Origin of the sequence: Pseudomonas urmiensis, from assembly GCF_014268815.2 — a bacterium.
Taxonomy (GTDB): Bacteria; Pseudomonadota; Gammaproteobacteria; order Pseudomonadales; family Pseudomonadaceae; genus Aquipseudomonas; species Aquipseudomonas urmiensis.
On the sequence record NZ_JABWRE020000001.1, the window covers coordinates 4,091,876 to 4,112,450 of the forward strand.

A 20,575-nucleotide genomic window follows, 5' to 3' on the forward strand; every position below is an offset into this window, starting at 1 on the left:
AGTTGCCGTTTATCCCAGCGCTCCTATATTCACTGAGTCCCTGCCAAGCGGCCCCTTCGAGCGTGAACATGGCCCATGCTGCCCAGTTCATCATTTGCGAGCACTGCGACTGCGTCTACGAAAAGGTCCCGCTCGCCAAGCACCAGAAAACTGTCTGCAGCCGCTGCGCCGGCGTGCTCCAGCGCTACAACGGCCTTACGGTGCAACAGCGCCTGGCGTTGAGCATCACCGCCGCCATGCTCTGGCTGTTCGCCAACTTCTACCCGGTGATGAGCATCAGCATGCAGGGCCTGAAAAACAGCGCGACCCTGTGGGATTCGGTCCTGGCCTTGAGCCAAGGCCCGATCACCTTCATGGCCATGGTCGCCGCCATCGCCATCATCATCGCCCCGGCCTTCCAGCTGGTGCTGCTGACCTGGGTGCTGACCTTCGCCCTCGCCCAGCGCCGCGCCCCCGGCTTCAAGCTGGCCATGCGCTGGCTGGAAACCCTACGCCCGTGGAGCATGCTCGAAGTGTGCCTGCTCGGCGCCATGGTCGCGGTGTTCAAGCTGGCCGGCATGCTCGACGTACTGCCCGGCATCGGCCTGTTCGCCCTGGCCGCGCTGAGCCTGTTGCTGATCCGCATTGCTGGGCGCGATGTGCGCGACCTGTGGGACCTGCTATGAACCGCCCGCCGACCGCCAGCGAACTCAACCTGTGCCTGTGCCACAGCTGCGGCCTGGCCTGCGACATGAGCAACGAGCCGCACCACTGCCCACGCTGCGACGCGCCGCTACACCGACGCAAGACCAACTCGCTGGCGCGCACCTGGGCCTACATGCTCGCCGCCCTGGCCTTCTACGTGCCGGCCAACCTGCTGCCGGTGATGAACACCACCCTGCTCGGCGACGGCGCCGACAGCACCATCATGAGCGGCGTGCTGGAGTTCTGGGAGCACGGCGCGTGGGACATCGCCCTGATCATCTTCATCGCCAGCATCGCCGTGCCCGGGGTCAAGTTCGTCGCCCTGTCGCTGCTGCTGATCACCGTCCAGCGCGGCAGCGACTGGGCGCGCAAGGAGCGCTCCAAGCTGTACCGCTTCGTCGAGCTGATCGGCTACTGGTCGATGCTCGATGTGCTGGTGGTGGCACTGGTCGCCGCCCTCGTGCAATTCCAAGCGCTGGGCACCATCGAGCCACGCCCGGGCATTCTATTCTTCGGCTTGGTGGTGGTGTTCACCATGCTCGCGGCCATGAGCTTCGACCCCCGCCTGATCTGGGAACCACCCGCCACCAAGGAGCGCACGGATGTCGTCACCCACTGATCAAGCCCCCCACGAGCCCGCCCGGCCAGAGGTGAAAACCCGCCGCTTCAGCGTCTCGCTGGTGTGGATCGTGCCCATCGTCGCGGTGCTGGTCGGCCTGTCGCTGGTGATCCACCGCACAATGCAGGAAGGCCCGACCATCACCCTCACCTTCAAGACCGGCGCCGGCCTCACCGCCAACAAGACCGAAGTCAAATACCGCAGCGTAGTCATCGGCCACGTGTCGGAAGTGGCCCTGAGCAATGATCAGAAAAGCGTCAACGCCACGGTGAAACTGGACAAACAAGCCGAAGGTTTCACCCGCGAAGATTCGCAATTCTGGGTAGTCCGCCCGCGCATTGGTGCCGGGGGCGTGTCCGGCATCGACACCCTGCTGTCGGGCGACTACGTCGGCGCCGACATCGGCCAGTCCAACACCCGCGCCAAGCACTTCACCGGCCTGGAAAACCCGCCGCCGATCACCTACGGCGAACCCGGCAAACGCTTCACCCTGCACGCGCCCGACTTGGGCTCGGTGGATATCGGCTCGCCGGTCTACTACCGCAAGATCCCGGTCGGCCAAGTGGTCGCCTACGCCCTGGATGCCGACGGCAAAGGGGTGAACATCGAAGTGTTCATCCACGCCCCCAACGATGCCTACGTCACCGAAAACACCCGTTTCTGGAATGCCAGCGGCGTCGATGTGAATGTCGGCGCCAATGGCGTCTCGGTAAAGACCGAATCGCTGTCCACCCTGATCGTCGGCGGCATCGCCTTCCGCGCCCCCGAGTACAGCCCCAATGACAGCCCCGCCGCCGAAGACAAGACCTACGAGCTGTTCGCCGACCAGCAAACCGCCCTCGCCCCACCCAACGGCAAGGCGCAGTACTTCACCCTGCGCTTCGACCAGGCCCTACGCGGCCTCAAGGTCGACGCCCCGGTGGAATTTCTCGGCGTAGAAATTGGCCGCGTGGTGTCGGTGAACCTCGACTTCGACGAAGTCAAACGCAGCTTCCCGATCAACGTCGGCATCGTCGTCTACCCACAACGCCTCGGCCAGGCCCACGTGAAAATGCTCAAAGTGCTCAAGCACAACCCCGACGACATCGCCGCCTCCGCCAAGCTGTTCAGCACTTTCGTCGACAACGGCCTGCGCGCCCAGGCGCGCAGCGGCAACCTGCTCACCGGCCAGCTGTACATTGCCTTGGAGTTCTTCCCCAAAGCGCCAAAAGCCGAGTTCGACCTCAACGCCCGGCCGATTGCCATCCCGACCATCCCCGGCAGCCTCGAACTGCTGCAAGAGCAATTGCAGGCCATGGTCGAGAAGATCAACAAACTGCCGGTCGAACGCATCGCCAGCAACCTCGACAGCAACCTGGTCGAGCTGCGCAAAAGCCTCGCCCAGTTCAACAGCAAGACCCTGCCCCGCGTGCAAGACACCCTCGCCCACGTCAGCCAGACCCTGCAATCGGCCAACTCGACCCTGGCCGAAGACTCACCGCAGCGCGAAAAACTCACCGAAACCCTCGACGAACTCGCGCGCATGTCGCGCTCGCTGCGCGAGCTCTCCGACTACCTCGGACGCAACCCCGAATCGCTGATCCGCGGCCGCCCCGCCAACGCCGCGCCCCTGGACCTGCAAGGCCCACCGCGCAACTGACCGCAGGAGCGAAACCCATGACCCCACGGCACACCCTCCCGCTGCTCTGCACCCTGGCCCTGCTCGCCGCGTGCCGCAGCGACCCGATTGCCTTTCACACCCTGACCCCAGTACACGCCCCCACCCAGGCCAGCAGCAACGCCGCCGAAGTGGTGATCGAAGGCATCAGCGTGCCGCCACAAGTCGACCGGGCGCAGATCGTCATTCGCCAAGGCAGCAATGGCCTGGCCATTCTTGAAACCGATTGGTGGGGCGCGAGCCTCAGTGAAGAGCTGCGCAGTGCCCTGGTGGTGCAACTGGGCAACGGCAGCGCGGCGCGCAAAGTGGCGGTGAAGATCAACGTGCAGCGCTTTGACTCGATCCCCGGGCAGTACGCACTGATCGATGCCCGCTGGCGCCTGCGCGGGGCTGAGGGTGGAGAGATGCTCAACTGCCACAGCCTGCTGCAAACGCCCGCCGGGCCGGAGATCGAGGACTTGGTCCGCGCGCAGCAGAACAACGTGCAGGGGCTGGCCACGCAGATTCGTCAGGCGGCTGTGAATCTGCGCGGGGGGTGCCCTGGCGAGCGTTGAGTCAGCTGCTGTCGGCTAGGGCGTTGTCGCCGGTATCGAGGAGTTTTCCACATTGCTCGCTGGCCAGGCGGCTGATGATGCGGATCGCCTGGTGGATGCCCGCGGTGTTGCGAAAGCTCAGGCGCGGGTTGTGTTCGCACTCGAGCATGTCGTCGTGCTGGACCAGGGCTTCGGCCAGGAGTTCTAGGGTCCAGGTGTAGCTTTGGAGGGTGGAGAGGCGTTCTTGGTCAGGCATGGGGGGCCTGCCTTGGGGTTGCGGTGGGGTGGGTGTGGATGGGATAGAAGCGAAGGCTTCGAGATGCCGGCCGCAGTGGACGGCGGAGAACGAATGCGAGGATTTTGCTCGGTATGCGAGTAGGCATGCATGAGACTCCAAGTTTGATTGGAGCTGCCACGCATCGTCGCCAAACAATTGGGTGGCAGCTGTACGCAGGTTGGCGAACCGGGAACTTGGAACCCGGCAGACCCGAAGGTCTCCCACGCACAGCCGCCATGGCACGAGGCTGCGGGCACAAAAAAAGCGCCTGCAATCGTGTGGGGCGCTGTTGCGCCAAGTTATCCGAGTCGCCAAACCCGGTCGCGGAATTTGCCGCGACCTCGCCAATTTAGACCTTGAGGCTTGGCGGGGCAAGGGGCAGCGGAGACAGAATTCTCCTTCAATGATGAAGGAAATGGTGATCAGCCTTCTAACTGTTAAGTCGCCATGATTTCAGCGGACTAAGCTGCGAACCACCACGAATAGAACCGTTAGGCCCACGACCCCAGAGGCGATCAGCCAGCCTGAGGAAGCCATCGCGTGGAAAAAACTAGGGAAGAATGGAGTTTTCTCTAGTTTGACCAGTGCCAGGCAAAGCCATGGCATAAGGATAATGTAAAGCAGAGGGATATAGACGACTGCCTGAAGGACTAGGGTCAGTCCGCCAGCCCAATCATTCCAGTGACGAGGGTTAGACATGTTGTTCTTCCTTTTCTTAACTAGGACTTGAGAATCGTCCGCTTCCTGAATGCCTCAGGGCCGATCAATGAGGCCGTGGCGTGAAGGGAAAACGAGCCTAGCAGAAACGACAAGGCCGCTCAAAATGGGGGTTGGGGGAGCATTGCCAGAGGGTGTGGATTTCGAAGGCAGGAATCGTATTAACACAAGTAACTGAATTTTATTATTACCCGTGAGGATACAGCCCTTTACCTCTAAAACTACCTCAAGGAGCTCGTCCGACTTAGAACTTTTTCCTCAGAGATCACCACTCACCTAGCAGTCATCACTACCGAATGAGCACGAAATGCCCTTTGGTATTTCGACTTGTAAAATAGTTACCCCTGAGAACTCCACCTTCTTCAGAGAAAAGTTTAAGTGTGGAAGCACCTTCGTATGGTGGGGATGGCTCTTCCCCGATAGACTTAGGTACTACCCTGTACATATAGTGCATTAGCGGTCGCCCCGATTCGGAGTCTTTAGATGTCTTTACCAAGATAGTTTCTGAGTCAGATCCCTCCGAATGAACCTCCATACTTACGGAAATTAAACTCTGTTTGACAGTGGCCCTGGCCGCTACGACTCCTCCCTCGCCATTGTTGCTCCAGTGAATTTTCATACTCCATACGCCGTTTAGGTCTGGAAATAAATAATCGTTGAGGACAGGGAATCTAGCCCATAACTTCCTCCAGAAAAAATTTGCGGTTACGAGTAACGTAACCTCAAGTATGCCGGCTCCCCCCAGCACAATTTTCAAGAGATAAGATTTTGAAATATCAGGGTCGATGAAAAACAAAGCCAGGACGATGAAGAGCACTAGCGCCGCATATATTTGGCATATTAAAACAACGAGCTTTATTGGGGAGAGAATTGAAAACACTTAAGGCTCCTCAAAGTAGGTTTCTTGGCCGTTTTCGAATACAGCAATTCCCAGAGAAGGGGTAGCTATTGCGCTTAGCTCTACGCCAGGAAGCGCAGACCCAAATAGCGCTGCCAAGTACCTCCCTCCAAAACTCCTCTCGCGATTCACAGAAATGCCATGAATGATCGGCGGTGAAAAATATTGGGAAACACGAACCAGATTCAGAGCAGGTGTTAATATATGAAAGCCATCATGAAGTTCATTTTCCGTGGTGGATATTTTTGCTAGATCCCACGATAAATTTCCGCTTTCCGGTATTACTGCGTTCTCTTTAATTGGGAATATAGGAAGCTCAAACTTTTCATTCCAGAGTATTATGCCAATACCGGAAAAATTTTCTCCTGCGAGAGACGCCGTCTTACTTAATAAATTGATAATCTTTCGGGTCATTTTTAGTTAACCTCTATTCCGACATTACCGCACTCGTCAAGCGACTCCATCATTTTTCCTTGGTCTAACATTTTTAGTGCTCACTCCTTTTGCTCAAGCCTCTATCGGCCTTGGCACCCGGCTCTTTCTAAGATCACCATGCCCTCCCAGAGCACTCCGAGCGAAACGGACGGATTATGAATCACTTTGGCCATATTATGTTGTAGCGGATTAGTTGTTGGCCTAGTGACATTCCGACCCACGTATCGCCGCTCAGACCAAGTATCAAAAACATCATGGGTTTCGACTGCCGCTTTATAACTTTACTCCACTCGCCGATATCAATATTTGAAGGAGAAGGTTTGATTTCAGGGTGAGTATGCCACTCCCCCAGATAATCAATTGTACTGTCGCTTCCCCTCCATCGTTCCATTGCAATTTTTTGATGATAATGAGCCGCTCTGTCAAATCTGTATCGCGAACGCTGGTCAGTTATTTGAGGCGCAGTAGCCTGAACAACGTGTAGGTATGGGCCTCTTCTATAGCCTAATAGGATCCCCCCTGCCTCTGCCTTGTCGGCCCTATCTTGGCGATACTTATCCATTGTTTGCAATGGCTCAGCTTCGACCAGAATCTTTCTATCACTCTGTTGCTCGGCGCCCCAAACTATTGCTGTGCGCATGCAGGGCAACCTTTAATTTTTGACAGGTTTTGATTTTTAATTTTGAAAATATCAGCGTTTTCCATCGATCGGGTTCTGAACTTAGGATCGGGTGAGCCCTGCAGCCAGTCGCACACCATTTCCGCTGCCAAAGCTGCGGCATGCAGCGGCGCTGAAACTGCATACGGAGTGTAGGCTCGACAACCATCACTCCTTCGAACTGGCACAGTTTTCAGTACACGATAGCGCTCTTTTCGATGAAAATTTCCATCAGGCACAAGAAGGCATCTATAGCATCCGCCACCCTTATTATCGACCCATAGGGCTTGTACAGCTTCACCGTTACCACGAATCCATACGTGTAAAAAAGGTACGTGGCTTCTCCGCTGTATTCGAATACCGTTGAGTAGCTCGCTAACTGTCTCCTCCCCGGTGGCATCGATTATCAACTCTGCCCCGAATAATTCTTTATGAGAGAACACGCTCGTCGCAACTGCTTCGACAAGACTGTGTGGAAATTGGCGTCTTAGATCCACAGCAAGCGCTTTCGCTTTTTGCTGAAAAAGTGAAGGATAGCCGAGAATATGCCGCCCTAAGTTTTCGGGCCCCATCGTATCGGGATCAATTAATTTTAAGCTGCCGAGCTTTCCTGTCCCCGCGCCGAGTCGCAGCATAGCGTGCGCCACAAAGGATCCAATAGCACCGCAGCCTACTATGGTAATACGTTTGTTATATAGGTCTTTATAATTCAAATTTCTACTATGAACAAACTGGCCGCCGACCTTATTAATGGATAGCCTAAATAGAGATGTCTCTCCTCCTTTGTTGTGGAGATATTGTCGGTAGAGATTGGGACTTCGGCGGTAGCCTTTTCGCTTCATATGGTCGAGATCAAAGCCGAAGCCGATCCAGCCCACCGGGGTGTCGATCGCAAAGGAAACATACTTGAAGCTTAGATAGTCAGGTTCAGATAGCATCTGCTGAATGCTGTCTGAAAGCTTTTTGTCCCAGATACGAAGCCAGGTGAAAAGCTCCTTAACAGTATTCGGCATAGCTTCCGGTACTGCAGGAATAATTGCGGTTTTGAATATCCAGCACCGGTACCTTGAGTTACTAATAGTCGCGCCTAACGACGTCGCTAATCTGTTAGCTTCATCTTGATCGTTTGTAATCAGAACTCTTTTTTTCTCGGAACTTTCGATGATAAAGTAGTTTGCGAATTTTTCCTTGTCATCTGTATGTCCTAAGAGAACCTCCCATGGGGCGGCTTTTTGGCCGTACTCCCAATGAGCAGGAAATTCATTTTGAATGTCGCTGTCACGATAACTCGGATCCATTGCGATGCGATCTAAGATCGCAGTTGCTTGGTTGATACATTGCAAAACTGCCGTTGCAGGATCGTACCTGTCGAGGGTTACAGATCCTGGGGCGAAATAACAAAGGTTGCCGAGTACGTCAATGTGTGGCATCAGTTCGGGGAGGTAGTCAGGGCGATCCAATATGCGGATCAAGGGATAGCTCAAAAAGTCCCAGTCCATGATGGTAAGCTTAACTCGCACATTGCCTTTCTTACAGGCCAGCATACCCTTGAATGCGCGCGCCGGCGCCTTAGCGGCCGCCGGCACAAATCCGAGTGCTCTGAGCGCCCTCAGGGTTTCTCCTAAAAGGCTCACGGGCGCTCCTCAGCCAGCACTGCTGGACAAAACTACAGGCGGAGCGACTTTTTCAGGAGCGGTGTTCCGAATCGCATCCACTTCGCTATCCAAGTCGATGAGAGAATTGTCCCAGGGCATACGGCTACCGAACTGGGATCTCATTTGGGTGATCGCTTGAGGTTTTTGATGCTCCCTCAGCATCCGGCTGTCATGAATCGCGGTGCCAAGCTCCGAGAACCGACGCGCAGCTGCCGCACGCTCGGTGTCACTCAAGCGATTGAAGTCTTCTTTTTCATCGTCGATCCCGGCTTCACGTATCTCACTCTTGAAGACCTCACCCAGATGTTTTGCTGCATCTTCCAAGGCCAGATCATCCCGCCCCTTTCGAGCAATGAAGTTTTGAGCGACGGCGATCATGATCGACACAGAAGTTGGTCCTCCAGACTGCCAATGCACATCTCGCCAGGCTTTAAGGTAGCAGCAGATCCGTCGCAGTTGCTCACCGTGCTCTTCAATTCGATCTCTGAACCAGTTCGCTACGGCTTCGGGATCAGATTCGCGCCATTCACCACTGCGTGTAGCCATCGCAATATGGTCCAGATCTTCCCACTCCTGCGGCTCAAAGCTCTCGTTCATGGAGCGAGCAACAATCATGTTGTTAGCGCTGTCCAAGACAACCGCCTTTTCAAGGGACGCACGCTCTGTAATTGTCGCGAATTCGTCTTCAGGAGCCGCATAGAGAGGAATGTCGATGTGAGCCCATGTGGCGACCTGAATGCGTATGCATGTTGACTTGCCAGTCAAAAGCTTCCAGCCTTCTGTCTCGCACAAGTCTTTCAGCAGTTCCTCCACCAAGCCGAAATACACCTTTGCCATCTTGTGTGGAGGGCCATTTTCCTCCCAAACAGTTACGGGCAGATAAACCCCGTAATCCCAGTCCATCTCTTGAGAGGGCTGGGCTGGCACAACGCAAGTGTTGTAAGACCAAGAGCCTTGAGTACGGAAGCGGGGTTCCACTACACGATCCATGCCCAATACGGCTTTAGTCACCGCACGAATTCTGGGTTTCAAATGATCCCGAATCTTGTTCTTGCAGCCCATCAGGAATTTGCGTTGCTCAGTTGTCGGCGCGATTCGATCTTCGAACACGTTATCGTCGGCGCCACCTTTATGAAAAAGCTTATTCAGTTTCAGCACTTTCACTACTCCCTTCGGTGGCGCTAGCGCCATAGAAAAATTTTGGCGATGGCGCCAGATGTTCAAGGAACGGTTGTAGTTCGCTGTTCCCCAGCCAGAACTTCGACTGTTCAGAGGCAGCGCCCAGGAGCACCTCTCGCGCTGGGCCATCCGCTTTATCAAGGGCGACGGCGCTTGCGCGTTCATCCGTAAGGGTTTCGTCGATGTGGAGGTATCTACCGGGAAGGCGATGCCGAAGCATGAAGTCGCTCAACGACTCCAAGACTGAAATGGATAGGCCGAACAGACGTTTAGGGGTATTGGCAGGGTTGATCCCTCCCCAATCGTAAGTACCTCCACTCCGGTTGCGCCCTGGGTTCGCAGTGAATTTCGAGGACATGGTCCCTATTGAGAGGAGATGGACTGCCTCACAGGATTGTTCAAAGAAAATCTGTGCTTCGTGGGCCGCCAACAGGCCAGGGGCATTGGCGTATAAGCCGCCGTCGACGTACTGGTTGTGATTGAAGGTGTGCCTTGGGAAGTAGGCGGGGGCAGCGCTCGTGGCCAAGGCGATGTCGACCAGTCGGAAATTATGGTCTCGCTTGAAAGAGGGGTGGTGAGACGTTTTAAAAACCTGAGGCTGTCCGCTTGAGTAGTTGATCGCTGGAATGAGCACAGGATGCTTGCTCTCCGCGAGTGTGCGCTCACCGAAGAGCTTCGGATCGCTGAGAAGGGTCTGCAGGGGCTTCGCCGAGTATGGGGCTCTCAGAATGCCTTTAAGGGAAAATCGCCGTTTGAATATTTCCTCCCCGTGCTCCACGAATAGGTCAACCATGACCTTCGCAGGGATACCGGCCGCTACAGCTAAAGCAAGAATGCCTCCGATGGAGGTGCCAGCTATCAAATCGAAGCGTGTAGCGATGGGAGCGCCGATCTCTTCTTCAAAATCAGCAAGGATCTTGGCCGTATACAGCCCTCGATAGCCCCCACCCGATAACGCCAAGATCTGAAAGCGCTTTTGCTCTGCGTCAGCCACCATTTTTTCCTCCTTGCACAGTCGGGTTAGCTCAAATCATGCGTTATCCACAGCTCGAGCAAATTCCCACCAAAAGCCCAATATATATGGGCTTTATACGGTCACTAACCGCAAGATAATGTGCTCACGACAGCTTTGCAAGGAGGAGGCCTGTGGATAACTTGTGAGTATGTATATAGATACAGCTTGAAGCCCGCAAGCCAAGCATGCTGAGGCGTTCAAGAATTTTTTTTTTGGATCCATGGATCATGGCCAGTGGCCTTGTGGATTATTTCTGACGATTGAAAACCGGCGTTTCTTGCTGTGGATAAGTAAGCTCGAAGGGGTATAAGGCTGCGGCGGTGCGGTAGGCTGGACGTTTGCTCGCATAAGATTATCAATATCAAATCCTCGCTTAGCGGTTGAATACCCATGACTTTTCTAATCGGCGAGCGAGCAGCCGTACCCTAAATCGGCTGGCAGCTCTCGGATTCTGACGGAACGCCATAAACGAAAAAACCCGCCAGAAGGCGGGTTTTACGGGGGTTCCAGAGATTTTGGTAGCCTTCGCTGGAACCTGAACTGGTGCGGAGACAGGAACCTAACATGGCGTAGCCATCCCAGTAAAACCTGGGCTCGCTGACTCACAATGACAAAACGTATCCCTAAACGTAAATCCACTGCCCCATGCATTACCTAGGCCCTGATCCACCAGTTGCCAGTCCCACTGGGGACAAAGACTCATGCCACTACCTTCAGCTCACGATGCTGCGCGATTGTGTTGGATCAGATAGTGTTTTGCTCCCCCACATGGAGTCTTCATTCGATGGCCCGAACCAATCCCCCAACGAACCAAGCATCTGCTCCTCCTATTCGTGTTCAGAACATCCAGAAAGGAACTGAGCGATTAGGTGAACGCATCAATGAGCTTCAAGCTTTCGATCTGAGTAGCCTCCGCCAGGGTCCAACCGCTGCGCTTAAAGGGTTAGAGGTGTCGATCAGACAGACCCTGGAGCGGTGTTTTGGTGAGAGTTCTACGACTTACAGGGACTTAGAAAGTGCTGCCGTTCTCTCGTGGCGACCAGGCATGGTCAGGAGAGGCGCGCCGTCCCCAGACTATGAAGGTCGGATGAGAAAAAACTTCGAACGGTCTATAGCGCTACTCACCCAAGGCCAGCGGTCGCTCGAGGAAGACTTAGCCGACTACCAGCAGGAACAGGCCGCTCCCCTTTCAGACCATAGCGCACCGACAGCGCTGTCCAGACAAGTTTTTGTAGTCCACGGCCACGACGATGGGTCTCGCGAGATGGTAGCCCGCTTCCTAGAGAGAATCGGCTTTGACGCCATCATCTTGCATGAGCAGGCCAACCAAGGCCGGACCGTGATCGAGAAGGTGGAGAGATACGGTGGGGTGGGATTTGCTGTAGTACTTCTTACCCCCGATGATGAGGGTTGCGTCAAAGGTGGTACGCCTACACCCCGTGCTCGCCAGAACGTGATTTTGGAGCTTGGGTATTTCATTGGTCGCCTGGGGCGGGGAAGGGTCTGTGCTTTGAAACGGGGATCGTTGGAAATTCCTAGCGACTATGCGGGTGTAGTGTATGAATCGCTTGAGGGAAACTGGAAGCAGGCCCTCGGAAGGGAGCTCGAAGAAGCAGGGTATGAGTTAGATTGGAATAAAGTCATGCGTGCATGACCGAGCCCAGCCGGCAACCTCACAAGCTATCGGACGGCCTCAGCACCTGGGGCCCTATCCGAAACGTTACCGAGGCTGCAAAGATCAGCTTGCCTGTTCAAGAAGCTGCACATTTTCACTGAGTTTACCTTGTTAACCAGTTCACTAAGCTGGCCAGCCTTCCACTAATAAAAAGCCGCGGGTTTCCTGCCCCGTATCTTGCCCAATCTGCCAGGGTCCCCAGAAGGTTCCAGGAATGGGAGGGCGTGGACGCCACCTGCCGCTGAAGGCGCGCCCGAATAGGGGGCACGGGGTCAATAGCTAACTAAGACGCTAATCTGGTGTAACAGGTGTAATCGGTGTAGCGCTAGTTCGTAACCTATTGATTTCAAACATCTAAAGCCGGGTTACACGTTTACCTGCTCGCTGTACTCTGGCAGTGTAACAACTGAGTCGGTGTAACCATGGTCACCTGGACTTTTGTGTTTGATCACCGTTCAGACTTGACATGAGCAGTGGATCCAATCCTCCGCGAACACCGGTCGAGGCATTTCATCGGGGACTACCCTCGTACTTTTCTTTAGCCTACTATGTCAGGATTCATGATTGAAAAGCCTGTGAGATGACAAATGCCAAGGGCCATCGTTGTAGAAGATGACCAACTAGAGCAGGCAGTTAAGGTCGCTAGGTTGAGTAGTCCAGAAAACGGCCTTCGCGATGCAGCATTGCTGTTGGCCTGCTTCGGAACAGGAATGACTGTAACCGAGCTTTGTCGACTCAAAATTAGTGATTTTCTGACTCAATCCGGGACCATACGGATTGATTCCCACATACGGGCCGAGATCGCCTATAACCACAAGTCACGTCCCTTATGCTGGACCAACAAGAAGCTTACCAACGCTGTCGAAGCGCACCTTGCCGAACGCCTGGAGCGTGGCCACGGTGTGACGAAGCGGCAGAATGCATACCGTGGACTTGACCCTGAGTCCCCTCTGTTTGTGTCTGGTCGAACCGGTGACGGTCTCCGGATCAGCGCAAAGAAGCGAGATGGCAAAACCTACTACAGCGCCACCCAGCTCAGTCGACTGTTCACTCGGCTGTTTGAGCAGGCAGGCGTCGAAGGTGCTAGCGCGCACTCAGGACGGCGCACCCTTGCGGTAAAGCTGAAGCGCCGTGGAGTCGATCTACGACACATAAGCGAGATACTGGGTATCGAGAGCCTGGAAGCAGTCAAGAAGCTTTGCGCAGGCGATCCTGCTCGTTTGGGCGAGATTGTGAAGAGAATTATTTAATGGTGGTTCTAGTACGGATAATAAGAGAAATTTTCGCTGCGCAGCTCAAACATGTGAAAGTTTTTTGTTGCCTATCTGGAATGCTAAATCAGAGATTGGCCATCACTATCGATGAGGACAGAACATGTTGATGTCGATTGATCTAGAAAATTTTAAAAGCTATGAAAGGGCACGCCTTCCTTTGGCTGCGCTAACCTTTTTAATCGGTGCTAACGCTTCGGGCAAAAGCAATGTTTTAGAAGCTATTCGCTTGCTCAATTGGCTGGCAAAAGGCAGTCGCCTAGATGATATCACTCGCTCCATACAAAGCGGTGACGCCATTGTTCGCGGGCAGGCAAACGACTTATTTCGTGATACACACAAAAGTTTCATGCTAGGCAGCAATTTTGGAGAAGCTAAGGAAGGCTGGAGCGATTTTGAAGTTTCGATTGGTTTGGTGGCTGATCAGTTAGCAGTTACGGGGGAAAAAATCGACAAACCTGGTAATGGTGTGCCGCTGTATCAGGTTGATGGTGTTTCCAGCTCGCATACTGATGAAATTAGTGTGGCTTATAACAACTTCAAACGAGGTAAAAACAAGCCCCATATCCCTTGCTCTAACAGGCAAGCTATTTTCTATCAAATCGAAACGCCTGGGAGATTCGAAGCAAATCATACGGAGTCGCAACGTATCATCCCAATCGTAACAAGGGCTATACGCGAGACGTTACGCAATATTGTTTTTCTCGATCCACGCCCGGCCTTGATGCGTGATTATGCATATGTAAAGGATGATCAAATAAAGGAAGATGGTAGTAATCTGTCTGCGGTGCTGTACGGTTTATCGCAGTTGGAGGCTGAAAAATCCAAGCTCCTAGAGTTCATTAAGTCTTTGCCCGAGCAAGACATTACGGATATTCAGTTTATCAAAACTGACCGTAATGACGTAATGGTTAGACTAGTAGAGACTTTCGGACAAAAGAGTCGAAATGTTGATGCACCTCTTCTTTCTGATGGGACGCTGCGCGTACTTGCCATCGGGGCTGCACTGCTGACGGCTCCAAATGGCTCGTTGGTCATCATCGAAGAAATTGACAACGGTGTACACCCTAGCCGTGCAGATACGTTGGTGCGTCAGCTCCAGAAAATTGCCTCCGAGCGAGAACTGCGTGTCTTGCTTACCTCACATAACCCCGCTTTGTTAGATGCGTTGCCCGACAGCGCCCTCGCAGACGTTGTCGCCTGCTACCGGGATCCGGAAGAAGGAGATAGCCGCTTGATACGACTTGGCGACCTAGATCGTTATCCCGAATTGGTTGCACAAGGGCCACTAGGTCAGTTGATGACAAGACGTATCTTGGATCGCTTTCTTAAGGACAGTACAACAGAGGAAGAGCGAGAAGCTAATGCTCTTGATTGGCTTCAACAGTTGAAGGAAAGTGCTCAGGAGAACCAAGAATGACAGCAGTCTGCCTCTTGGACACTTCCATATTTCTCGAGATTCTCAATGTACCCGTCAAGGCTCAACAACACACCAAAATCTTGGAAGAGCTAGCGAAGCGTATACAATTAAAGGAGTCATTATTTCTCCCGATGGCTACTATTCTTGAAACAGGAAACCATATTGGTCAAAATGGTGACGGGGGAGCGAGACGCGCCTGTGCAGAACGGTTTGTTACACAAGTTAGCAAGGCACTTGAGGGGGGCTCTCCTTTCAAACCAATCAGTTTCTTAAAGGCTGAAGAAATGGTAGTGTGGTTGAGAGATTTTCCTGATCATGCTACCGGAGGGAGCGGCCTAGGTGATCTATCCATCATTCATGATTGGAATCGTCTTTGCTTACAGAATAGAGGGCGTCGAGTTTACATCTGGTCGCTCGACAAACACCTTGCTTCATATGATCGACCACCAGAGATCTAATATTAAACAGCTTAAATAAGGGATGGAACCCGATGGATATAGTTGCCGTTTTCACCAGGCAGATTCTAGGTCGCTCTAAAGACCACAATCGGGCCATGCATGTCGTAGCGGCAGCAAACATCCCAAGTCAGATGATGGCTATTCTGCGTCAAGAACTGGATTCGATGGTCCGAGTCATTTATTTATTGGCTCAAGAGCCTGCACGACGAGAGGCTCTAATCTTCGCGTCCGTAAACGGTCAGCAATGGGGGAAATCCGAGGGGCGCGGTCGAGTCACAGATCGTGAGATGGTTGAGCTGGCTCAGCACCTCCAAGCCTGGACGCTTTCCGTGTACAAATTCGGTTGTGCTTTCATTCACTTATCCCATTTGCACGATTACAACGACCGAGACCCGATGCAGTTGCTGCCAACCGAGGAATGCGAAGCGATCCTCAACCACTGCCGGCATTATCACGGCGGCCCGATGGGCTCGAAATTCATTGATTTGGTACCCTTCCTCCCTAGTATTCTGCAGAAAATATCTGACAATCTGGAGTTCTACCTGGAGCAGTTGCGCGCAGGGGGCCATTACACACCCAATGAAATATAAAAATGCACTTCACGCGCCTGCCTTAACGAGGAATGAAGATATGGCGAAATACAAGGTTGAGCAATTTTCAAGAATACTCAAAGACAACGGAAAGGGCTATCCGAACCTATTTATTTTCTGCAAATTATTGAACGAGAATGGAAATCCATCAATTCGCGAATACCGAATTGCACCTGACGTAAGGCACCCAGATTTAATCATATTGGTCGAAGCCATCACGACGGGATTCAATCAAGCAATTGAATCTGGCGCGTGGGTTGAAATTTCTGAATACGAGGAGCGCATGTATCTTTTCTTGACACTGCCAACTGCCACAGGTAAGGAGCAAATCCAAGTCAGTGGCGAGTGCTGCTATGTATTGCGGCCAGCCGTGCTTAAAGCCAACTATCCGACTTTATAGGATAAAGCATGCATTAAGCTGATAGCCTGATCTAAACCTCACACTTCCAGGTGAGGCAATGAAGTGTACAAATTTCAAGCAATGTTAATAGAGAGATTAACGTGATGGACTACTTCAGTGATCGAGAAAATGGGCCAGTTGCCCGTACCGATCAGGTGATTTCACCCCTAGCATGGGCAGGAATTGTTGCCTTGGTTCAGGCTTATATTTCCAATGGCGGTTTTGGTAATCGATTCCCGCAGACTTGTTCCGATGGAAATGCCCCGTGCGGTACTGATGAGCATGCGCTTGGAGCTAACGTCAAAGCATTAATGCCCGGTCTTGAGTGGCCGCTTCAAACAACTCATCCTGACCCGGATTACAGCTTCGACCGGATCCCAATGGCGCCACCCACTTTGCTCATCCTAGACTTCGTAGAATATGTGTATTCTGTAGTAGCCAAGCCAATTATATTGAAACGTCACGACTACCTAAGCCACAACCATCTTGGATTTAATCAAGTTGAAGGGCAAACAGAATTTTTAAATGACGTGAACAGCATCTTTTCGAGATGCGGCATTGCCTACGAATTGAAACCCAGCGGGAAGGTAGTGCGCCTACTGCCGCTTATTCTTCGAGAATCGCTTAGTCGCGCCCTCTTCAACACCGGCGACACAATTTTAAATAATGCACTTGAAGAGTCACGCGCCAAGTTTTCCTCACCGAACCCGATCATTCGTCGAGAAGCGCTAGAGCGGTTATGGGATGCATTTGAGCGATTAAAGACATTGGCAGACACTGACAAAAAGAAATCTATTAGAATTATTTTGGACGCAGTAACCAGGGAGCCATCATTTCGCGCAATGCTAGAGACTGAAGCCAAGCAATTGACCGAAATCGGTAATAATTTTCTCATTCGCCATTTCGAAACAAGACAAATTCCGGTAATCGAAACTGACCATGTGGACTACTTGTTTCACCGGCTATTTGCGTTTGTACAGCTTCTTATCGGTAGACGGTGAAATCATGAAATGGCTGGAGCATGATCCGAGAACGGATCATGAAACGCTTGCATGGTTTTCGCATACTTTTTTCGGTGTTATTTTGAGTGTTCGGCTTGCTCTGAAGCATCTTCGATGTTTTAAACCATTGCCACATCATGCTGGCTGGGGAAAGTCACTGAGCGATACACCAGGACAGCACTTGCTCGCGACTTTTCATCGCGTGAATAACTGCACCCAAGGATTGTCTCAATGACCTGCATTCTCGTAGCCCACCTCGGCGAACACGTCATTCTTGCCGCTGACAAGCGGGCTGTTCAAATCAATTCGGACGGCTCAAGGACCGTGCTAACTGACGACGTACAAAAAATCGTGGAAACCGGAGTAGGAGTGATCGCTGGCGCTGGCATTGTTGAAATGCTTGATCAAGTGAAATCAAAGTTCAACGGAAAAAGCTTCAATGATTCTGGACAGGTTCTGGAGTCCATTCTTCAAGTCCGAAAGGAGTACTCTGAGCGGTACAGCGGCAGCGCTCGCCTAGATAAGGACCTAAGTGAAACTTCATGGGTTTTCACCTACCCAGCAACAGAGCAAGGCAGAGCTGTCACACGAGTAAGGTTTTATCATCAGTCAGTCAGTGCAGACCATCTCGTCGTTCTGGATGAGAACGGGGTGCTTTGCCTTCCCGGCGGACTCAGCTCCATGGAAGCTCAAGCAGTACAGGTGAGCTTGCAGGAGGTAGTTAGAACATCTCTTTGCTCGCTACCTTACAAGCAGGCTGCACAGGCCATTTTCAGCCACATGGTCCAGCTGATAAGTGATGTTGCTGACATGAGCGTGTCAGTATCAAGCGCGTGCGATGTGGCTTTAATCAGCGGTAGCAGCGTTGAAGTAGAGATTGGTATTTCAGAATACACCCGCGAGCAACACATGGCGTAAGTCAGCCAATCTTATGGTTTGGGTGCCAATGAGCTGGGGTTTAAGGTTGTTACGCGAAGGATCCTGCTCAAGCAGGACTGACGACAAAACCGTCATCATTTCAACAGTAAACAGCCCGCTTTCACGGGCTGTTCGAGGGTTACGCATCGATTACATCTGCTAGCGTGAGGTCCTTAGCCCCCTCAAGCACATCGTCGCGGTCGAGCTCACTGGCCGAAGGGCCGAAGAGCGGGATCGACAGGTCTGACAACATCATGCTCCCGCTACCTCGATGATGGTCTACGGCGAGAATTCGAGAGCCCACAGCGGCAAGTTGCTTGGCCAAGCGATTCCATTCATCGCCGAGGGCCAAAGCGGCTGCGCGTAGGGTGCTGTCCTGAGCTTGGCTAGACTCCTGTTTAGCCTTGGAGATCTGAGCATCGAGCGCCTCAGTTTCCGCCTGCAATGCAGCGACAATCAGTTCTTGGCGCCTTGCATGTTCATCAGCCTCAATTAGCAAGGTGCTAGCCCTCTCCATCGCGGTGCCTGCAGCCTTTTCACCCTCACTGTTACCGGTTGCTACGTTGCGGGCGTAGAGGTTCGCAGCCTCAATCTCAGCTTGCTGTGCCCTCTCGATGGCTAGATTTGATTCTTTTTGGATCGCTTGGAGGCGCTCAAAAACAAGCGTGCGAGTGCTCTCTAGTGAAGTTATGGTTTTAACTGAATCGGACATGACTTGACGAGCCTTTGTCTTGGCCTGCTTCGCATTCGCCAAACTTTCCTAATAGCTGATCTCGCGTTCAATTCGCTCAATAGCACCAGGAATACTGCGCAAGCGACCCTCTGCGCTGGAAAGCTTATTCATAGCCGCCGTACTTTCAGGGCTGCCAATGCAATTGCCATGACGGTCCCAGTTACTCGGTGTTGCCTCCCACGCAGCTCTCAGGCCCGGAATGCTATCTTCAAGAGAGTCACGCTCTGCAATCAATTCGTCACGCTGCTTTTTCAGTTCTTTCATGATCAACACCTAATGATTGGAAGTGGTTTGTGCGAGGCTGGCAAGGCCATATGTTGCCGACACTACCTCGTGGGTTTAGAGGTAGTGGTTCAAGCGGCCTGTGCTTCGTTCTCAGCCGGTTCAGGGATAGTCACGACGACGTAGCAGCGCTGCAGTCCGAGGCCGGGCAGGCGCACAGAGGTGGAGGCCTTGCCATCTTTGCCAGGCTCTAATACCCGACGCCTCAGCAGCTCTTTGTTCACTGCATTGATGTTCATGCCTCGGAAGATTTCAGAGCGCCAAGCTTCGGGAAGAATAGGTTGTCGTCGTGTGCGACGTGTCACCCATGCCGTGCTCCATCGACTTGCGAAAGCCGAGCCGGTCAATAGTGCGGGGGCCGTGTTCATCTACCTTGGCAGCCGTCGATTCCCAGCGTGTAAAGCGGCTCTTTCCAAAACGCTCAATCACCTGGCGCAGGGGTGCGAGAATCGCATCACCTTCCATGTTTCCAGCCCCACCTCGCTCAGCTAACCAGGCATTCAGGCATACGCGGGCGGAGTCGAGCGCCAGGCCGTCTGGCCACCCCGTAACGCCCAAAGCGGTGGCCAGCTCTCCTGCAGCCGCTGCCAAACCGAAGCGGGTTGCGGCCCGCTGGGCCTGGCCGCTAGCAGTGGCAGGGAGCGCTTCAGCAGTGAAACGCTCCATTGTGCTGCGGACCATGGCTGTGTAGGCGCGTAACCTGACCGGGTCGCACAGGGCCGACAGGAATGCCAGGGCAGGAGATCCATAGGATTTGGCCACACGGGCTTTCAGCGCATCCGAAAGCGCAGCGGCATCTTCAAAACCATGCAGCGCCTCGAACAAACTCAGTCCTTTTCCGGCATCAGCCGGCACGGCTAATAGCCGCACTTCCATACCCGCTTTCAAATCCTTGTTTGCTTCAGCCATGTGCTGCGCAAGGGTCTTCTCTCCCGTGGAAAGGAACAGCAATCGCCATTCTTGTATCTGGCGACCGCTCATCGCACGGTCGTTAGCCCTGGCTTTGCCTGTGCCGTTGCCAAGCATGTAGACCGTTTCCCCGATGATCCGTGGATCGCACATCCCGATTTCATCAAGCACCAGAAGGCCGTCGGAATGTGCCGCCGCGATACTCTCCAGCGCGTTATCTGTAGAACGCCAGGAACGCACCAGGCGTGGCCCTCCCCAAACCGAAGCGGCCACCTGTAAATGGGTAGTCTTTCCGCCCGAGCTATCGCCGTAGAGGTGGAAACCACCTGATTCATGGCCAAGCAAATGCAGTACCGCTCCAGCAACAGCTACGCACACGACGAACGTCAGGCGGTTGTCCCCACGCACAACGTGCCGATTGGCTGTTGCCACTTATCTAGTGTTCCAACTTGAGTAATGGGCGGGAGCTGGGCGCCGGCTTCGTAGAAGTGCAGGTATTCAGTGCTGGCACCGATCTGCTGATCCGGCACCAGATAAGCATCCCCATGCCAGCCCAGACGAGTAACCAATCGGGCAAAACGAGACAGACAG

General features: G+C 53.3%; 21 protein-coding genes and 1 pseudogene. 12 read left to right on the forward strand and 10 right to left on the reverse strand.

What is annotated here, in order from left to right; genetic code table 11:
* The first annotated feature begins 68 nt into the window (after positions 1-68).
* From HU737_RS18425 to HU737_RS18440, 4 genes are read left to right on the forward strand one after another with little or no spacing between them, the layout of a single operon-like run.
* Positions 69-665, forward strand: coding sequence for a paraquat-inducible protein A (locus tag HU737_RS18425; RefSeq protein WP_186553718.1), 597 nt, complete (start codon positions 69-71; stop codon positions 663-665).
* On the forward strand, positions 662-1,303 hold the full coding sequence (locus HU737_RS18430; protein ID WP_186553717.1) for a paraquat-inducible protein A: 642 nt from the start codon (positions 662-664) through the stop codon (positions 1,301-1,303). The genes HU737_RS18425 and HU737_RS18430 overlap by 4 nt, the downstream gene beginning before the upstream one ends.
* The gene (locus HU737_RS18435; protein WP_186553716.1) at positions 1,287-2,942 is read left to right on the forward strand and encodes a PqiB family protein; all 1,656 of its coding nucleotides are present in this window, start codon (positions 1,287-1,289) and stop codon (positions 2,940-2,942) included. Before HU737_RS18430 ends, HU737_RS18435 begins: the two co-directional genes overlap by 17 nt.
* A 17-nt stretch (positions 2,943-2,959) precedes the next feature.
* Positions 2,960-3,514, forward strand: coding sequence for a PqiC family protein (locus tag HU737_RS18440; RefSeq protein WP_186553715.1), 555 nt, complete (start codon positions 2,960-2,962; stop codon positions 3,512-3,514).
* Between the two features lies 1 nt (position 3,515).
* Here HU737_RS18440 and HU737_RS18445 read toward each other — a convergent pair whose 3' ends face one another.
* From HU737_RS18445 to HU737_RS18475, 7 genes are all read right to left on the reverse strand, one after another.
* Positions 3,516-3,749, reverse strand: coding sequence for a hypothetical protein (locus HU737_RS18445; RefSeq protein WP_186553714.1), 234 nt, complete (start codon positions 3,747-3,749; stop codon positions 3,516-3,518).
* A 1,027-nt stretch (positions 3,750-4,776) separates the two neighbouring features.
* Positions 4,777-5,367 (reverse strand): Cap15 family cyclic dinucleotide receptor domain-containing protein, encoded by a 591-nt coding sequence (locus HU737_RS18450; RefSeq protein ID WP_186553713.1) that lies wholly within the window; start codon positions 5,365-5,367, stop codon positions 4,777-4,779.
* Positions 5,368-5,799, reverse strand: coding sequence for a hypothetical protein (locus HU737_RS18455; RefSeq protein ID WP_186553712.1), 432 nt, complete (start codon positions 5,797-5,799; stop codon positions 5,368-5,370).
* A 181-nt stretch (positions 5,800-5,980) separates the two neighbouring features.
* Positions 5,981-6,460, reverse strand: coding sequence for a Mov34/MPN/PAD-1 family protein (locus HU737_RS18460; RefSeq protein ID WP_186553711.1), 480 nt, complete (start codon positions 6,458-6,460; stop codon positions 5,981-5,983).
* Positions 6,445-8,112, reverse strand: a complete 1,668-nt coding sequence (locus tag HU737_RS18465) for a ThiF family adenylyltransferase (protein WP_186553710.1) — start codon at positions 8,110-8,112, stop codon at positions 6,445-6,447. The genes HU737_RS18460 and HU737_RS18465 overlap by 16 nt, the downstream gene beginning before the upstream one ends.
* A 9-nt stretch (positions 8,113-8,121) precedes the next feature.
* The gene (locus HU737_RS18470) at positions 8,122-9,291 is read right to left on the reverse strand and encodes a CBASS cGAMP synthase (protein WP_202885253.1); all 1,170 of its coding nucleotides are present in this window, start codon (positions 9,289-9,291) and stop codon (positions 8,122-8,124) included.
* Positions 9,275-10,309, reverse strand: a complete 1,035-nt coding sequence (locus HU737_RS18475) for a CBASS cGAMP-activated phospholipase (RefSeq protein ID WP_186553709.1) — start codon at positions 10,307-10,309, stop codon at positions 9,275-9,277. The genes HU737_RS18470 and HU737_RS18475 overlap by 17 nt, the downstream gene beginning before the upstream one ends.
* A gap of 802 nt (positions 10,310-11,111) precedes the next feature.
* On the opposite strand from HU737_RS18475, the gene HU737_RS18480 reads away from it, so the two are divergent.
* From HU737_RS18480 to HU737_RS18515, 8 genes are all read left to right on the forward strand, one after another.
* The gene (locus tag HU737_RS18480) at positions 11,112-11,981 is read left to right on the forward strand and encodes a TIR domain-containing protein (protein WP_186553708.1); all 870 of its coding nucleotides are present in this window, start codon (positions 11,112-11,114) and stop codon (positions 11,979-11,981) included.
* Between the two features lie 608 nt (positions 11,982-12,589).
* Complete coding sequence (locus HU737_RS18485) at positions 12,590-13,252, forward strand: tyrosine-type recombinase/integrase (RefSeq protein WP_186553707.1); 663 nt, start codon at positions 12,590-12,592, stop codon at positions 13,250-13,252.
* 124 nt (positions 13,253-13,376) lie between these two features.
* A complete protein-coding gene (locus HU737_RS18490) occupies positions 13,377-14,693 on the forward strand; it encodes an AAA family ATPase (protein ID WP_186553706.1) in 1,317 nt (438 codons plus the stop codon).
* On the forward strand, positions 14,690-15,151 hold the full coding sequence (locus HU737_RS18495; RefSeq protein ID WP_186553705.1) for a hypothetical protein: 462 nt from the start codon (positions 14,690-14,692) through the stop codon (positions 15,149-15,151). The genes HU737_RS18490 and HU737_RS18495 overlap by 4 nt, the downstream gene beginning before the upstream one ends.
* Positions 15,152-15,183: 32 nt before the next feature.
* The gene (locus HU737_RS18500) at positions 15,184-15,741 is read left to right on the forward strand and encodes a hypothetical protein (protein ID WP_186553704.1); all 558 of its coding nucleotides are present in this window, start codon (positions 15,184-15,186) and stop codon (positions 15,739-15,741) included.
* A 40-nt stretch (positions 15,742-15,781) separates the two neighbouring features.
* The gene (locus HU737_RS18505) at positions 15,782-16,141 is read left to right on the forward strand and encodes a hypothetical protein (RefSeq protein WP_186553703.1); all 360 of its coding nucleotides are present in this window, start codon (positions 15,782-15,784) and stop codon (positions 16,139-16,141) included.
* A gap of 104 nt (positions 16,142-16,245) precedes the next feature.
* Positions 16,246-17,142 (forward strand): hypothetical protein, encoded by an 897-nt coding sequence (locus HU737_RS18510; RefSeq protein WP_189661726.1) that lies wholly within the window; start codon positions 16,246-16,248, stop codon positions 17,140-17,142.
* A gap of 231 nt (positions 17,143-17,373) precedes the next feature.
* A complete protein-coding gene (locus HU737_RS18515) occupies positions 17,374-18,060 on the forward strand; it encodes a hypothetical protein (RefSeq protein WP_186553701.1) in 687 nt (228 codons plus the stop codon).
* Between the two features lie 139 nt (positions 18,061-18,199).
* Here HU737_RS18515 and HU737_RS18520 read toward each other — a convergent pair whose 3' ends face one another.
* The 3 genes and pseudogenes from HU737_RS18520 to HU737_RS18530 form a co-directional block, all read right to left on the reverse strand.
* Positions 18,200-18,772: a hypothetical protein gene (locus HU737_RS18520; protein WP_186553700.1), complete on the reverse strand. Its 573-nt coding sequence runs from the start codon at positions 18,770-18,772 to the stop codon at positions 18,200-18,202.
* A 48-nt stretch (positions 18,773-18,820) separates the two neighbouring features.
* A complete protein-coding gene (locus tag HU737_RS18525) occupies positions 18,821-19,057 on the reverse strand; it encodes a hypothetical protein (protein ID WP_186553699.1) in 237 nt (78 codons plus the stop codon).
* Positions 19,058-19,146: 89 nt separating this feature from the next.
* Positions 19,147-20,559, reverse strand: a pseudogene (locus HU737_RS18530) (DUF927 domain-containing protein); the annotation flags it as partial.
* Positions 20,560-20,575 lie beyond the last annotated feature (16 nt).